The following is a 13,848-nucleotide window of genomic DNA, read 5'->3' on the forward strand; positions in this document are numbered from 1 at the left end:
TAAAATAGCATGAAAGGAACCGAAAAGGTAAGGGTCAAGGTTTGCGGCATTACCAGACCGGAGGACGCGCTCCTTGCGGTATCCCTGGGGGCCTCGGCCCTGGGGTTCATCTTTTATCCGGGGAGCCCCCGTTACCTTCCTCCGGAAAAGGCTCGGGAGATCGTGCAAGGGCTACCTCCCTTCGTGACCACGGTGGGGGTCTTCGTAAACGAGGAACCGGAACGGATAGAGGAAGTGGTCCTCGGAGTCGGGCTGGACCTGATTCAGCTCCACGGGCAGGAACCCCCGGAACTCTGTGCCCGATTTTTCCCCCGGGTGATCAAGGCCCTGAGATTAAAGGGGCCGGAGGATCTTGAGACGATCAGGGCCTACCGGGGAGTGGTTAGGGCGATTCTCCTCGAGCCCTATGTGGAGGGAGTGCCCGGGGGAACGGGGCGAACTCTGGACTGGGACCTTGCCGCCCGGGCCGGCACCCTGGGGGTGCCGATTATCCTGGCCGGTGGACTGGGTCCCGGAAATGTAAGAGAAGCCGTCCGGAAGGTTCGCCCCTTTGCCGTGGATGTGAACTCCGGAGTGGAAAAGAGACCGGGCGAAAAGGACCCGGAGAAACTCCGGGCCCTTTTCGCCGCGCTGGAAGGTTTTTGATTTTACCGGTGCCAGCAATTGGGACATCCGGGAGCCGACGCTTCACCCGACCGCATCCTCTGACAGAAACGTTCCTCGTGGTGTTTCTCACAGTAGTCCTTCATATCCTTCCAGACCTTTTCCCGCAATTCCCGCATCTTCTCCCAGTGGCCGCGCATGTAGTTCATCATTTCCCGGCAGGCCGAACTATCCGGATTGACTCCCCGGCAGTATCTCCAGAGAGAAGTGGCCGCGGGTGGGCCCGAATCCGAACGGACGGCCTTTTGGGGCGGGGAGGGGGAGGGCCCGGATTCGGAAAATCCCATCCCCGCGGCCAGAAGTAAAACCATCATCGCACCCAGAATCCATGTCTTTCTTCCCTGCATAACGCACCTCCTTGGATTAATAGTAGTTTCCGGTCTTGCTTCCCTCACAGACCTCCTCGATCCGGTCCGTGACGAGCTGTCCGTTGCGCCACACCCGTTTGTGGACTTTGTGGCAGTAGGTCTTCTGGTTGTAGTCCAGCGGTGTGGCCTCCACCACCGCGTTCCCCTGCCGATAGACCACCGGTCGTCCGTTGGCTACGGCCCGGGCACTGGCCCTCGAGCTGATGGCACTAAGGCCTCCGCCCAGGGTGGCTCCGATCGCCCCGCCGATCACCGCTCCGCGCCAGGGGTTGTGGTGATCGAGGAGAGCCCCCGAAAGCGCCCCCACCGCCGCCCCCAGACCGGCCCCCTGATAGGGAGCACTGCCCTGAGTGGTGGTACAGGCGGAGGCGGAAAGGAGAATTCCCGCCACCAGAAGAACCAGAGGCTTCATAGCGTTTCTCACGGGCTCACCTCCTTTCTGTTGCGAGTCTGCCGGAGGTATAAACAAGGATCGTGCCAGAAGCCGGAAAGCGCGATCCTCCAACGGTTCCGTGAAAAAGGCCTCCCGGGTACCCGAGGTGGTGGTTCGACAATGTCTTCCGGTCCTTTCGACGATTTTGTCGAAGGGGGTCTACGGGACCGAGAAATCTTAAAGCCTGGTGGAGGGCACGGATCCTGCATAAAATTAAAGAGATGATAGTGCGTCTGAGCTTTCTGATTTTGGTCTTGATCTTCGCAAACGGAAATGTTCCCCTGAGGGGGGCGGAGAGGGGGTGTTGCTGGCGGAAGAAGGTTCTGGTGGTGGGACGCGTGGTGGAGTGGCGTCCGCCCCTTCTGACGCTCCGCACCTCTTCGGGGAAGATGCTTTATATCCGGATGGGGCCTTACCGCTTCTGGCACCGGTTGCGGCTGGAATTGAATCCCGGAGAGAAGGTGCTAGTGAAGGGATGGCGATGCGGGGAGGTGCTTATTCCCGAAACCCTGGAATCGCCAGCGGGGCGCCTGCGGCTGCGGGATGAGCGGGGATGGCCGCTCTGGAGAAGAGGGAGTTCGGAAGAGGAATGGTAACCCTGCGTTTCCGTTTTTTTCTCACCGGGGCGCTTCTCCTGGTGGGAACCTTCTTTCTGCAACTCTTCATCATTCGCCACACCCTCTCCCTCCATCAGCGTTTTGAGGCCGAAAGGGCCCTGGGCCTTATAGAGGGACGTCTTTCCGGATACCTGGAGCTCCTGAGGGTGCTTCCAGATCCTCCGGCCTTCCTCCGGAATCTGGCCTGGCTTACCGACGAGCTCCAGAGTGATCCCGGGCTGGTGGGTGTCCGGGTCTCCGAAAAAGGGCGTCCCCTGCTGGACACCTTTCCCGAGGGGGTCGGAGCGCCACCCTGGCCTATCTGTGTGCAGGGTTATCAAAGAGACGGGCTCTTTTTTCTGTGTCGCGAAAGCGAGCTCGTGCCCGGACGCTACTTTCGGATCACCGCGGCTTTCGAAAATACCTTTAAGATCAGACTCTTCCGCGAGGCCCTTGAATACGGAGGCCTGGTGCTGATCGGAGGACTCCTGCTGCTTCTTTTCGCCTATCTTTACACCAGGAGACTCGAAAGGGAAAGGGAAAACCTGGAGCGACGACTCTCGGCGTCGGAAAAACTTGCCGCAATGGGCAGGCTCTCGGCGATGATCGCCCATGAAATCCGAAATCCCCTGCATACCCTTTCCATGGGAATGCAATACATCTTTGAGGATCCGGAGTCGGCCCGGGAGTATAGACCCCTTCTCGAAAAGGAGATTCGCCGGTTAAGTGAACTTACAGGGGAGCTTCTCCGCCTTTCCCGGGGGTTCGAGATCCATCCCGAACCAGTGGAGGTGGAGGATCTTCTTTCGGAGCTCACAGCCCGTTTTCGTCCGAGGGCGGAGGCCCGAAAAATCCGTTTCCGGATCAAAAACGAGGGAGTACGGGAGTGCCGGGCTGATCGCCGCTGGCTCTACCGGGCACTTTCGAGCCTTCTGGAAAATGCCCTCGCGGCCCCCGAAGGGCACGAGGTGGAGCTACGGATCTTTCCCCGGGGGAATGAAATATGTTTTTCGGTCCGCAATACCGGCACCACGGTTCCCGAGGAACTACGATCCCGGATTTTTGAGCCCTTTTTCACCACCAAAAGAGACGGTTTCGGACTGGGACTTTACATAGTGAAACAGGTGGCCGAGGCCCACGGAGGACGGGTGGATCTCCGGGAGGGAGGGAAATGGGTATGCTTCGAGATGAGGCTCCCGCGGTCCTCCTAGTGGAGGACGAGGAGGCCCAGCGGCAAATCCTGGGGAAGTACCTTGAGCGCAAGGGTTTTCGGGTCCGGGAGGCCCCAACCGGGGCCGAGGCCCTCCGAATCGTGGCGGAGCATCGACCCGAGCTGGTAATCCTGGACTGGCGTCTTCCGGATACGGACGGATTGCAACTTATTCCGAAAATAAGAGAGAGGAGTCCTTTCACCGCTATAGTAATGCTTACGGCCTTTGCCACGGTGGAACGCGCCGTGGAGGCCATGAAACTGGGAGCCTATCACTACCTAACCAAGCCGGTAAACCTGGAAGAACTGACCCTGGTTCTGGAAAAGGCCCTTTCGGAACTCCGTCTGCGGCGGGAGGTAAGAAGACTCAGGGAGAAGTTGAGTGAACTCGGGATCCCGGAGGCGAAGGATGTGGTGGCCGAGAGTCCGGCCATGAAGGAGATCCTGCGGCTCATCGCCCGGGTGGCCCCCACCGAAGCCACCGTGCTTCTCACCGGAGAGTCCGGCACCGGGAAAGAGGTCCTGGCCGGTCTGATCCACCGTTTGAGCCCCAGACGCAACTCTCCCTTTCTTAAGATAAACTGTGCAGCCATTCCGGAGGGACTCCTGGAATCTGAACTTTTCGGTCACGAGAAAGGCGCCTTCACCGGGGCTGATCGGGCCAGAGCGGGACTCTTTGAGGAGGCCGGAGAGGGAACCATTTTTCTGGACGAAATAGGAGAATTGCCCCTTTCGCTTCAGGCCAAGCTACTTCGGGTGCTTCAGGACGGAACCTTCCGGAGGGTGGGAGGCCGGAAGGAACTCCGCTCCAGGGCCCGGGTGATCGCCGCCACCAATCGGGACCTATCGGAGATGGTCCGGAAAGGGACCTTCCGGGAGGATCTTTTCTGGCGCCTGGCGGTCATCACCATCCATATTCCTCCCCTCCGGGAGAGGCGGGAGGACATCCTGCCCCTGGCCCGGTTCTTTTTAAAAAAGTACGCCCGCCGTTACGGAAAACCCGTGGAGGATTTCTCCAAGGAGGCTCTGGAGCTCCTCTGGAGCTATGATTTCCCCGGAAATGTGCGGGAACTTCAGAATGCCGTGGAACGGGCGGTCATCCTGACCGAAGGGCCTTTAATAACCGCCGGCGATCTGTTATTTTCCCCTCCCGGAACCGAAGACCTCCTGGCGGAACTCTTTCGTCGCCCCCTTCCGGAGGCAGTGGAACTCCTCGAAAGGAAGCGTATCGAAGAAGCTCTCAAAAAGAGCGGCGGAATCAAGACCCGGGCCGCCGAAATGTTAGGGCTCTCCGAAAGAGTCCTGCGCTACAAGATTGAAAAATACGGTCTATCTTGAAAGAAGTTTGCGTCGATACCGATCCCAGAGGAGTCGAAAGGTAGGAGTAAAATCCTCGGGACTTTGAGTTAACCAGTGTTCAAGCTCCTCCGGAGAAACAAAGCGTCCCTCCTCGATTTCCATGGGGTTGGGACGGGGTACCTTCCTGGTAGTGCCCTTAAAAAGCACCACGAACTCGTATCCCGTCTCCGGGGAGGCCTCAAGACGGCCTATCTCCTTAAGACCGCAGAGTAGCCCCAGTTCCTCCTTCAGTTCCCGCCGGGCGGCCACCGGATAGGGCTCCCCGGGAGAAACATGGCCGGAGGCCGAGGAGTCCCACTTGCCCGGATTTTCATCCTTGAGACGGGAGCGTTTTTGCAGATAAAGCTCCCCCTTGGGATTAAAGATCATAACATGTACGGCCTTGTGAAAGAGCTTCTGTTCGTGAATCTGCCCACGGGGAAGGAGTCCCATGGTATTCCCCTGGTGATCCACCACTTCGAGCATCTCAAGAAGCATCCCCTCCGGGCTGTCTTTGCGCTTACGTCCCCGTTTGGCCATGGTTCTCTCCCATTAGTTTTTTTTTATACACATTTGGTTAATTATACTTGCAAAATAGGCCGCTCCGACACCGTTGTCAATATTTACCACCGCCACCCCCGGCGCGCAGGAGTTGAGCATGGCCAGAAGCGGAGCCAGTCCACCGAAATGGGCTCCGTATCCCACACTGGTGGGCACGGCAATCACCGGACGATCCACCAGTCCGGCCACCACGGAGGGCAAGGCTCCCTCCATCCCGGCCACCACTATAAGGGCATTGGCCTTTTCCAGTTCCTCGGCCACAGAAAGGAGGCGATGGACTCCGGCCACTCCCACATCGTAGAAGGTTTGCACCCGGTTGCCGAAATATTCGGCGGCTATCCTGGCCTCCTCGGCCACGGGGAGATCCGCAGTTCCTCCGGAAAGGATGGCTATCTGACCCACCCGCGGACCCCTCCGGGGTTTCCCAAGGATCCGGGCCCGGGAATGATATTCGAGCTCCGGGAATCTCTCCCGAATTTCCCGGGCCGTCTCCGAAGATACCCGGGTGATGAGGAGAGGAAGATCCCTTTCGAGAAAACTCTTCACTATGCGAAGAAGCTCTTCCACCGTCTTCCCCGGACCGTAAATGATCTCCGGAAAGTGCTTCCGGATCCCCCGGTGATGGTCCAGCTTGACGCCACCGAGCTCCTCATAGGGAAAATAACGAAGACGATCTTCAGCCTCAGAAACGGTGATGCGCCCGGCGGAAAGGGCCTCAAGGATATCCCTGAGCCTCTCACGGGTCATGTTCCCAGAGCCTTTTCGAAGATACCCTTCAGGTAATCAAGCTGACGCTGATATTGAGGGTCGAGCTGATCCCGTAGCTTTCGCCACTCCTCCTGAAACTGGGGTTGCATCTCCACATCCACCTTTACCTTGACGCCCATCTGATCACTGAGGGTCTTTTCCACCTCGGAGAGCTGGGCCTCAAATTGCTGTTTGAGCTGCTGATAGAGGGCCTCCCGGTGATTGAGGTACTGACTGAGGAGCCGATCGATCTCCCGGGTGAGGTTTTTGACCTCCGGGAAGGCGGAAAAGACCACCTCAAGACCGGAAAGGGCCCGGCGCACCTCTTTAAGGGCATACTCGTCCCGGGGGAGCACCAGGTTGCGGACCAGGACCTCCACCAGGCCCCGAAGGACCGGGATCTTCTCCTCCGGGGAAAGCCGAGCGATCTCGCCGGCAAGATCAAAGTCCGCCTCGTTAAGAAACCGGGCCGCAAGCCTCTGACCCTTTTCCCTACACTCCTGGGCCCGGAGCTCCTCCCTCGAAGCCTTGCCTATTTTCTCGGCCTTTTCCAGAGCGATCTCCAGCGCACTGCGAATCTCCCCCATAGCGAAGCCTCCCGGATTACAAGATTAGAAATTCCTTATAAAATTTAAATCACCTTGAAGTACTCGAACACCCCTTCCCCCACAAAATCAGATCTCGCTTGCGTGTCCCTGGCCCTCGGGAGACTTGGAAAAGATGGGTTTACCTGTTAAAAACATCTACGATGAAGAAGTGGGTTTCTATTGAGGACATACTGACAGAGCTTTCTAAGAAGGGGAAACGCCTCTCCAGACGGACCTTTCTTTACTATGTGCAACTGGGACTCCTGCCCAAAGGCCGCCGGAAGGGACAACCCTCCGGAGGGGTGCGTTTCTTTTATCCATCTTCCACACTGGAGCGTCTGGAAAAGATACTGGAACTAAAGGAAAGAGGATTGCGTCTCCGGGAGATTCGAGAGTTGCTCCTGATGGAAGAGGAAGAAAAACCCTCCCCCGAGGCGGAAATCTTTCCCGAGATTGATCTCCTCAAACGATGTACTCTCTGCGGGATTTGTGGGGGTATTTGCCCGGTATATGAGGAAATGGACGGCTCTCCCTGGAGGGTTATCCAGATCTATCTGGAGGACCCAGGCGGTGTTGATGAAATTAACACTCCCTGGATCTGCATCGGCTGTTATCTATGTGAAGAACGCTGTCCCGAAGGAATCCCCCTGGTATCCTTCTTTGAATTTCTGTGCCGCAGGGAGAGCCAGAGGGGAAAGACCAGGATATATCCTCAGGAAGAATGGAGCCGTCTCTTCTGGACGCTCCTCATGGAAAGGGGGCGAAGCTTTGATTTTGGAGCGGTTCACGCGTATCAGGTGCGGCTCCGACGCGACGGTGGTGAGAGAAAAATTCACCTCCGGATCCCGCAGGCAGAGGGCCAGAAGGAGATCCCTCCCCCTTCCCCGGTCAAAAACCCCCGTCTTTTCCGGAAAATGCTGGCTCTTTCCGGAGGACCCTCCCGGTGAGGATATTCTACTATCCCGGATGTGCCTCTCAGCATCTTGCCCGGGAACTTCATCGTGCGGTGGAAGCCCTTTTTATGGCCCTTGAGCTGGAGATAAGTATTCTTGAGGACTGGAATTGCTGCGGAGCCCGGGAAATTGCGAGATTTCCACCCACAGTGGGCTGGTTTCTTGCAACCCGGAATCTCGCCCTGGCCGAAGAGGGGATTCTTATTACCACTTGCAGCCTCTGTTACCACAATCTAAAAAGGACCTCCCGCGCACTGCAAAAATATCCTGAAGCCCTCCAACACATAAACGACATACTCCGGGAAGAAGGACTCCGTTATCGTCCGGAACGGCTGCAGATTCTCCATCTTCTGGAATTTCTCTGTAAAAAGGAAAATCTTGCCCGGCTGGTTTCCGAGGTGAAAGGCCGGGGGGAAAAAATACCCGTGGTTTCCTTTTATGGCTGTTTCCTATCCCGACCCTTTCCTTTAGAAAGCGGACTCATGGAAAAACTCCTCGACATTTCCGGGTTCGAAGTTAAACCCTACTCCCTTGCTCATTACTGCTGCGGTGGACATCTTCCTCGCACGGACTCCCCGGTGATCAGGGAGCTCTGCACCCGGTTACTCCTGGCCGCCGAGCGGACCGGAGCCCGGTTTATGGGTGTATGTTGCCCCGTATGCAAGACCAATCTTGAGATCTACGGGCCCCGGAAGGACCTCAAAGTGGTCTATTTACCCCAGCTTCTGGGAATGAGGTTGGGACTTCCCCCGGCCATTACCGGACTTGAGGGAGGCCTGATTTGAAGCTCGCAAAAATTTTTGTGTGCGAGTGCGGGGGAAACATCTCCGAGATTGTTGATTTATCGTATCTGGAAAGGACCTTCCGGGAAGAGGGTCTTCCGGTGCTGCGACATCCCTTTCTCTGTTCCCCGGAAGGCCAGTCCCTTTTGAGGCAGGAGGCCCGAAATTGCCCGGCAATTTTGGTGGGGGCATGCAGTCCGGATCTGCACGGAGAGACCTTTCAAAGGATCCTCCGGGAGATCGGTGTGAAGCGTTTTCATATAGTGGCCCTGCGGGAGGAGGTGGCCTGGAGCACCATCGGGAATCCCACCGAGAAGGCCCTGAAGCTCCTCCGGGCCGGGTGGAGAGTTCTCCGGGAAATGGAGGAGATCCCGAGATACATCCTCAAACCCGTTCCGGTCCTTTTGATTATCGGAGGAGGAGCCGCAGGGATCACCTCGGCCCTTAAGGCCTCCGAAGCCGGTCTTGAGGTGGTTCTTGTGGAAAGAGAACCCTTTCTGGGAGGGAAAACCCTCTATGTGGATCGACTCTATCCCCGGCTGGAATGCGCTTCCTGTGTCTTTTCCCCCCTCCTTTCGGCTATCGCTCGGGCCAGGGGAGTGAAGATCTACACCCAGGCCCGCATACTCAATCTTTCCGGCTTTGCGGGAAACTTTGAGGTGGATCTGGAGATACGTCCCCGGTATGTACAGATGGATCGTTGTAACGGTTGCGGAAAGTGTATAGAAGCCTGTCCGCTGGATCCTCCGGCTATTAACTGGCCGGTACCCCACCCGGTCCCCAGGGTTCCGGTGATCAATCCCTTTCGGTGTTTGCGCTTCAAAAACCATCACTGTCGGCGATGCGAAAGGACATGTGCTAGCAAAGCGGTTAATTTCGAGGAAGGATGGTCTCGCAGAACTGTTAGAGCGGGTGGAATAATCGTAGCCACGGGATTTCGTCCCTACCCGGTGGAAAGAATCGCCCATTATGGCTACAAAAGACTTGACGGCGTATTCACTCTCTTTGATCTGGAAAAAAAATTCTGCGTGGGAGAGTCTCCCCTCCCTACCGGGAGCAAACCCCCCCGGCGTGCGGCCTTTGTCCATTGTGCCGGAAGCAGGGATCGATATCATCTGCCTTACTGTTCGGAGATCTGTTGCGGTCTGGCTCTTAAACTCTCTCTTCGATTGAAGGAGATATTTCCCGGACTAGAGATCTGGCACTTCTATCAGGATCTGCGTCTCAAGGGTCCGGAGGGTGAGAGTTTATGGCGAGAGGCACTGTCCAGGGGGATCCGGTTTGTACGGGGGAGGGTGGCCGATATCTCGGAGGTACCCTGGCATCCGGATCAGAAAGGAGGATTAACCATTGAGGTAGAGGACACGCTGGCCCTTAAAAAACTCCGGCTGGACATGGATATAGTGGTACTGGTACCGGGATTTATGCCGGAGCTCGGAGCCGGCGAACTGGCCGCTCTTCTGGGATTGTGTATGGGGGAAAGCGGTTTCTTTGAGGCCCGGGAACCCAAGACCCATCCCGCGGAGACGGTGCGTCAGGGCATATGGCTGGCCGGAGCCTGTGCCGGCCCCAGAGATCTCTCCGAAACCATAGCCTCCGCGGAGGCCGCGGCTCTTGAAGCGATAAGATTCCTTACACAGCCCGAAATCAGCCTGACCCCTTTCCGCCTAAAAGTAGAGGAAAGTCTCTGCGGTGGATGTTACCTGTGTCTGGAAAGCTGCCCCTTCAAGGCACTGGCCCCCGGACCACAGGGGCTGCGGATTCTCCATCAACTCTGCACCGGATGCGGAATCTGTGTTAGCGCATGCCCCTCGGGAGCCCTGCACCTGTCCGGGATCCCGAGAATGTCGTCGGTCATGGAGGTGCTCCTTACATGAAACCGGTTCTGGTAGGATTTCTGTGCCAATGGTGTGCCGCTAAGGCCCTGGAAAATCTGGCCCATAGGCGATTGAAATTACCCGAAGGTTTCCTCCCGGTGCGAATAAATTGCACCGGTGCATTAGAACTCGCCTGGATCACCGAAGCCCTTTACCGGGGCGCGACCGGAGTTCTGATAGGGGGATGCCCCAGAGGCCAGTGCCATTTTCGTGAAGGGAACACCCGGGCTTCTCTCAGGATAACGGCTTACCGCAAACTACTTGCCGCTATGGAAATTTCTCGCGACCGGGTACGCACGATATGGGTGGGTTCCGGGGAGGGGGAAAGGCTTTACCGGGAAATCTGGCGTCTATGGAGGGAACTTACCGGTGAAGGTAGCTCTTTATAATGCCCTGTCCTGCGGTGGGTGTGATCTCCGTTTCTTTCTGGAGGATCTCCCGGAATGGCTACTCCATCAACTTGAGGTGGTTTACTGGCCGGAGCTCGGGGTGACGGAAGCTCCGGAAAGGACAATTCACATCGATATAGCCCTGGTTTGCGGAGCAATAAGAACCCCGGAACAGGAAAGGACGGTGAGAACCCTGCGCAGACGGGCTAGATCTTTAGTAGCGGTGGGAGCCTGCGCCCTTTACGGAGGAATTCCCGGTCTCCTCTGGGAAAAAGAGGAGGGCCCCCGACCGGTATCCCGGGTGGTCCCCTGCGATAGATTTATCCCCGGATGCCCTCCGGAGGCCCATACCCTGCGCAAGCATCTCGAGGATTTACGGCAGGGAAAAGAGAGAGAGGACCCACCGGTCTCCCTCTGCAAGGAGTGCCCCCGGGAAAGGCAGGCCTTTCGAATCAAAGGCGCATTAAGAATCACGGGAGGAACCTCGCGGAAGGAATGTTTTCTGGCCCTGGGGATAATCTGCTCGGGGCCGGTTACCCGGGGAGGTTGCGGGGCCGTGTGTATACGGGCGGGAGAACCCTGTCGGGGGTGTTACGGCCCCCTGGATCCCTTTTCAGGGGAACGCTTTCTCTCCGCCCTGGCCTCCGCTGTACCTTCGGCCGAAGGGGAGGAATTCTTGAGGGCGCTTGTGGATCCGGTGGGGATCCTCTTCCGCTTTTTTCTGGCCGAAAGTCCCATTCTTCGGATCAAAAAGGAAGACATCGATGGGGAAAAAAATCAGCATAAGACCCCTTAAACGCATAGAGGGTGAGGCGGGGCTGGAAATAGTCCTTGATGAACGACACAGGGTAAGCCGGATCAAGTTTACCAGTGAAGCGTTCCGGGGATTCGAGCATTTCTGCGTGGGGCGTCGGGTGGAGGAGATGCCCTTTCTGGCCAGCCGGATCTGCGGCATCTGCGCCGAGGCCCATTACCTGGCCTCCCTCAAGGCCCTGGATCAGATTTTTAGGAGCCCTCCTCCCCCCCAGGTGCAGCGCATACGGCGAATCTTCTTTCTGGCCGGCTTCATACGGGACCATCTCACGGTACTCTCTCTGTTTGCTCTTCCGGAAACCTCCTCGGAAAAAAAGGATTCCCTATGTTTCCTTAAAGAAAAAGGAATCCTTCCGGAGTTTCTCGCAGCCCGAAAGGGCCTGGCCACCATTCTTGAGACCATAGGAGGAAGGAAACTTCACGGCGGAAGTGGACTGCCCGGGAGCTGGGGAACCCCGCTTGATTCCTCCCGAATTAAATTCCTCGGAGAGGTCACACGGAAGGTCCAAAAAAAAATTTTCTCTTTAGGCCGGATTTTCTGGGAGGTCTTCTCCCGGGATGCCTTGCTCCGGGAGAAAATCTTTCTTCCTCTGCGAAAAGAAAGAGGCCTTGTGGCCCTTGGATCGGATTTCACGGAGGGAAGTCTCCTGGTCTTCCGGAAAACCATCCAGGCAGTAGAGGATTATCGAAAAGTTCTTGTGGAATCCCCGGGAGGGGAAGAAACCTCCCTTAAAGGAAAAACCTACATGGTGGGCCCATGGGCGCGTTTTCGTCTCTGGTCCCCTCCGCGGGACTCCGTTCTCGCGGAGCTTCGCGAAAAACTATTTAACTGTTTAAAACAGTTAAAAGGACTCTCCCCCGCGCTCTTACATCTCTTTAGGGTCTATGAGCTCATGCTGGCCGCGGAAAAACTTCTCCAGGAAGTGGAAACTCTGGAGGAGTTTTTCCCCGAAGAAAAAACGGACCTCGGGCCGGGCAATCCCGAAGGGGTGGGCCTGGTGGAGGCCCCCCGGGGACTTCTCATCCACCATTATCGCATAGATGGGCTGGGACGCATAACATGGCTGCGCATTCTGACCCCAACCGCCCAGAACCTGAAGGCCCTGAAAGAAGACCTAGAAAATTCTCTAAAAAAGACCACTAAAATTTCTGAAAATGTCCTTTTCTTCCTTGAAGAGATTATAAGAGCCTATGATCCATGCGTACCATGCATGATACATCTCCTTTTCCCCGAGAAAAAGCAACATTATAAGGCTGCTATTTTACGATAAAGTAAAATTTTGTCAATTTTTATTCTAAAAAATTTTACAAATTTCTCTTTTCGTCTCTAAAAGTCGAAAAGACCTGTAAATTAGAATTGACTAAAGAGAAGATCTTCCGTACAATTTGAATGTTAAAAACATAAGGAGGGGAAGATGGCCAGGATTCCTTCCCTAGCGGCAGGGGGGCTTTCCCGTCGGGACTTTCTCAAGATCTGCACCATAGCCACCGCCACCATGGGATTGCCCGTGGAGATGGTGGACCGGGTGGCCGCCGCGGTAAGGTCTCCGGAACGACCGCCGGTGATCTGGCTCCATTTCATGGAATGTACCGGATGCACGGAGAGTCTCCTGCGCTCCTCGCATCCCCCGCTGGGTCGCCTTATCCTGGAGCTCATCTCCCTTGAGTATCACGAGACTCTCATGGCCGGGGCCGGTGAGCAGGCCGAGGAGGCCCTCAAGGCCGCCCTCAAGAGGTACGAGGGGCGCTACATCTGCGTGGTGGAGGGCGGTATCTCCACCAAAGACGGCGGGATATACTGTCAGATCGGAGGGCGCACGGCCCTCGAGATAGCCCGGGAGGTGGGAGAGAAGGCCGGGGCGGTGATCGCCATAGGGACCTGTGCGGCCTTCGGAGGGATTCAGGCCGCGGCCCCCAATCCCACCGGGGCGGTGGGTCTCGGCAAAGTGCTGAGAAGGCCGGTGATCAACATCCCGGGGTGCCCGCCCAATCCCTACAACTTCCTCTCCACCGTGCTCTACATTCTCACCTTCGGCCATCCACCGGAACTGGACGAGCTTTCCCGTCCCAAGTTTGCCTATGGTCGAAGGATACACGATCACTGTCCCCGACGCCCCCACTTCGACGAAGGGCGTTTCGTGGAATCCTTCGGGGATCCCGCCCATCAGAAGGGTTACTGTCTTTACAAGGTGGGGTGCAAGGGGCCGGTTACCTATTCCAACTGCCCGGTTCTGCGCTTCTGCGATGTGGGAGCCTGGCCGATAGGATCCGGCCATCCGTGCATAGGGTGCACCGAGCCGGAATTCTGGGATCGAATGAGTCCCTTCTACGAGCATCTTCCCAAGATCTACATTCCTGTGGGCGGAGGAGTCAGGGCCGAGGCCGAAAAGGTGGGCAAGGTGGCGGTGGGGGCCGCGGCGGCAGTGGTAGCGGCTCATGCCGCTGCCGGTGTGCTCAAAAAAGCGGTCAAAAGCGTGGTCGGCCCTAAAACCGTCGATAAAGATTCCCATGAAGAATAAAGGGGGCGAACT

Annotated in this window: 16 protein-coding genes; 11 read left to right on the forward strand and 5 right to left on the reverse strand. The window is 56.9% G+C overall.

The features are described from left to right. Positions 1-9: 9 nt before the first annotated feature. Positions 10-645 (forward strand): phosphoribosylanthranilate isomerase, encoded by a 636-nt coding sequence (locus K3767_RS10555; protein ID WP_221173544.1) that lies wholly within the window; start codon positions 10-12, stop codon positions 643-645. A 2-nt stretch (positions 646-647) separates the two neighbouring features. Here K3767_RS10555 and K3767_RS10560 read toward each other — a convergent pair whose 3' ends face one another. Further along, positions 648-1,010 (reverse strand): hypothetical protein, encoded by a 363-nt coding sequence (locus K3767_RS10560; RefSeq protein ID WP_221173545.1) that lies wholly within the window; start codon positions 1,008-1,010, stop codon positions 648-650. A gap of 16 nt (positions 1,011-1,026) precedes the next feature. Further along, complete coding sequence (locus K3767_RS10565; protein WP_221173546.1) at positions 1,027-1,455, reverse strand: YMGG-like glycine zipper-containing protein; 429 nt, start codon at positions 1,453-1,455, stop codon at positions 1,027-1,029. Positions 1,456-1,685: 230 nt separating this feature from the next. Between K3767_RS10565 and K3767_RS10570 the strand changes: the two genes are divergently transcribed. The 3 genes from K3767_RS10570 to K3767_RS10580 are packed head-to-tail and all read left to right on the forward strand — an operon-like array spanning position 1,686 to position 4,608. Next, positions 1,686-2,060 carry a hypothetical protein gene (locus tag K3767_RS10570; RefSeq protein ID WP_221173547.1) on the forward strand — a complete coding sequence of 125 codons (375 nt, stop codon included), beginning with the start codon at positions 1,686-1,688 and terminating at the stop codon, positions 2,058-2,060. Next, complete coding sequence (locus K3767_RS10575) at positions 2,018-3,271, forward strand: HAMP domain-containing sensor histidine kinase (protein ID WP_221173548.1); 1,254 nt, start codon at positions 2,018-2,020, stop codon at positions 3,269-3,271. Before K3767_RS10570 ends, K3767_RS10575 begins: the two co-directional genes overlap by 43 nt. Next, entirely contained in the window at positions 3,232-4,608 is a 1,377-nt protein-coding gene (locus K3767_RS10580) for a sigma-54 dependent transcriptional regulator (RefSeq protein WP_255592395.1), read from the forward strand. The genes K3767_RS10575 and K3767_RS10580 overlap by 40 nt, the downstream gene beginning before the upstream one ends. On the opposite strand, the gene K3767_RS10585 is transcribed toward K3767_RS10580, so the two are convergent. Genes K3767_RS10585 through K3767_RS10595 form a run of 3 tightly spaced genes read right to left on the reverse strand, consistent with a single transcriptional unit; the run spans position 4,600 to position 6,503 of the window. Further along, positions 4,600-5,148 (reverse strand): NUDIX domain-containing protein, encoded by a 549-nt coding sequence (locus K3767_RS10585; RefSeq protein ID WP_221173549.1) that lies wholly within the window; start codon positions 5,146-5,148, stop codon positions 4,600-4,602. The two genes, K3767_RS10580 and K3767_RS10585, sit on opposite strands and share 9 nt — an antisense overlap. Before the next feature lie 12 nt (positions 5,149-5,160). Then, positions 5,161-5,916 (reverse strand): nickel pincer cofactor biosynthesis protein LarB, encoded by a 756-nt coding sequence (larB, locus tag K3767_RS10590; RefSeq protein WP_221173550.1) that lies wholly within the window; start codon positions 5,914-5,916, stop codon positions 5,161-5,163. Continuing rightward, a complete protein-coding gene (locus K3767_RS10595) occupies positions 5,913-6,503 on the reverse strand; it encodes a DUF6657 family protein (protein ID WP_221173551.1) in 591 nt (196 codons plus the stop codon). The genes larB and K3767_RS10595 overlap by 4 nt, the downstream gene beginning before the upstream one ends. A gap of 161 nt (positions 6,504-6,664) precedes the next feature. Here K3767_RS10595 and K3767_RS10600 point away from each other — a divergent pair, with 161 nt between their 5' ends. The 7 genes from K3767_RS10600 (at position 6,665) to K3767_RS10630 (ending at position 13,836) form a co-directional block, all read left to right on the forward strand. Further along, positions 6,665-7,450 carry a 4Fe-4S dicluster domain-containing protein gene (locus tag K3767_RS10600; protein WP_221173552.1) on the forward strand — a complete coding sequence of 262 codons (786 nt, stop codon included), beginning with the start codon at positions 6,665-6,667 and terminating at the stop codon, positions 7,448-7,450. Continuing rightward, entirely contained in the window at positions 7,447-8,241 is a 795-nt protein-coding gene (locus K3767_RS10605; protein ID WP_221173553.1) for a heterodisulfide reductase-related iron-sulfur binding cluster, read from the forward strand. Before K3767_RS10600 ends, K3767_RS10605 begins: the two co-directional genes overlap by 4 nt. Then, positions 8,238-10,115, forward strand: coding sequence for a CoB--CoM heterodisulfide reductase iron-sulfur subunit A family protein (locus tag K3767_RS10610; RefSeq protein WP_221173554.1), 1,878 nt, complete (start codon positions 8,238-8,240; stop codon positions 10,113-10,115). The genes K3767_RS10605 and K3767_RS10610 overlap by 4 nt, the downstream gene beginning before the upstream one ends. Continuing rightward, a complete protein-coding gene (locus tag K3767_RS10615) occupies positions 10,112-10,504 on the forward strand; it encodes a hydrogenase iron-sulfur subunit (RefSeq protein ID WP_221173555.1) in 393 nt (130 codons plus the stop codon). Before K3767_RS10610 ends, K3767_RS10615 begins: the two co-directional genes overlap by 4 nt. Further along, positions 10,485-11,300, forward strand: coding sequence for a hypothetical protein (locus K3767_RS10620; RefSeq protein ID WP_221173556.1), 816 nt, complete (start codon positions 10,485-10,487; stop codon positions 11,298-11,300). Before K3767_RS10615 ends, K3767_RS10620 begins: the two co-directional genes overlap by 20 nt. Continuing rightward, positions 11,269-12,588, forward strand: a complete 1,320-nt coding sequence (locus K3767_RS10625; protein WP_221173557.1) for a nickel-dependent hydrogenase large subunit — start codon at positions 11,269-11,271, stop codon at positions 12,586-12,588. Before K3767_RS10620 ends, K3767_RS10625 begins: the two co-directional genes overlap by 32 nt. A gap of 144 nt (positions 12,589-12,732) precedes the next feature. Then, entirely contained in the window at positions 12,733-13,836 is a 1,104-nt protein-coding gene (locus K3767_RS10630; RefSeq protein ID WP_221173558.1) for a hydrogenase small subunit, read from the forward strand. Positions 13,837-13,848: the final 12 nt, after the last annotated feature.

It is taken from the genome of Thermosulfurimonas sp. F29, from assembly GCF_019688735.1.
Taxonomy (GTDB): domain Bacteria; phylum Desulfobacterota; class Thermodesulfobacteria; order Thermodesulfobacteriales; family Thermodesulfobacteriaceae; genus Thermosulfurimonas_A.

Excerpts from the sequence above, each read along its gene's own strand:
- K3767_RS10555 (WP_221173544.1), top strand. The coding sequence starts at position 10 with ATGAAAGGAACCGAAAAGGTAAGGGTCAAGGTTTGCGGCATTACCAGA.
- K3767_RS10595 (WP_221173551.1), bottom strand. The coding sequence starts at position 6,503 with ATGGGGGAGATTCGCAGTGCGCTGGAGATCGCTCTGGAAAAGGCCGAG.
- K3767_RS10585 (WP_221173549.1), bottom strand. The coding sequence starts at position 5,148 with ATGGCCAAACGGGGACGTAAGCGCAAAGACAGCCCGGAGGGGATGCTT.
- K3767_RS10600 (WP_221173552.1), top strand. The coding sequence starts at position 6,665 with ATGAAGAAGTGGGTTTCTATTGAGGACATACTGACAGAGCTTTCTAAG.
- K3767_RS10615 (WP_221173555.1), top strand. The coding sequence starts at position 10,112 with ATGAAACCGGTTCTGGTAGGATTTCTGTGCCAATGGTGTGCCGCTAAG.
- K3767_RS10630 (WP_221173558.1), top strand. The coding sequence starts at position 12,733 with ATGGCCAGGATTCCTTCCCTAGCGGCAGGGGGGCTTTCCCGTCGGGAC.
- K3767_RS10560 (WP_221173545.1), bottom strand. The coding sequence starts at position 1,010 with ATGCAGGGAAGAAAGACATGGATTCTGGGTGCGATGATGGTTTTACTT.
- K3767_RS10580 (WP_255592395.1), top strand. The coding sequence starts at position 3,232 with ATGGGTATGCTTCGAGATGAGGCTCCCGCGGTCCTCCTAGTGGAGGAC.
- K3767_RS10625 (WP_221173557.1), top strand. The coding sequence starts at position 11,269 with ATGGGGAAAAAAATCAGCATAAGACCCCTTAAACGCATAGAGGGTGAG.
- K3767_RS10575 (WP_221173548.1), top strand. The coding sequence starts at position 2,018 with ATGGCCGCTCTGGAGAAGAGGGAGTTCGGAAGAGGAATGGTAACCCTG.
- K3767_RS10570 (WP_221173547.1), top strand. The coding sequence starts at position 1,686 with ATGATAGTGCGTCTGAGCTTTCTGATTTTGGTCTTGATCTTCGCAAAC.
- larB (WP_221173550.1), bottom strand. The coding sequence starts at position 5,916 with ATGACCCGTGAGAGGCTCAGGGATATCCTTGAGGCCCTTTCCGCCGGG.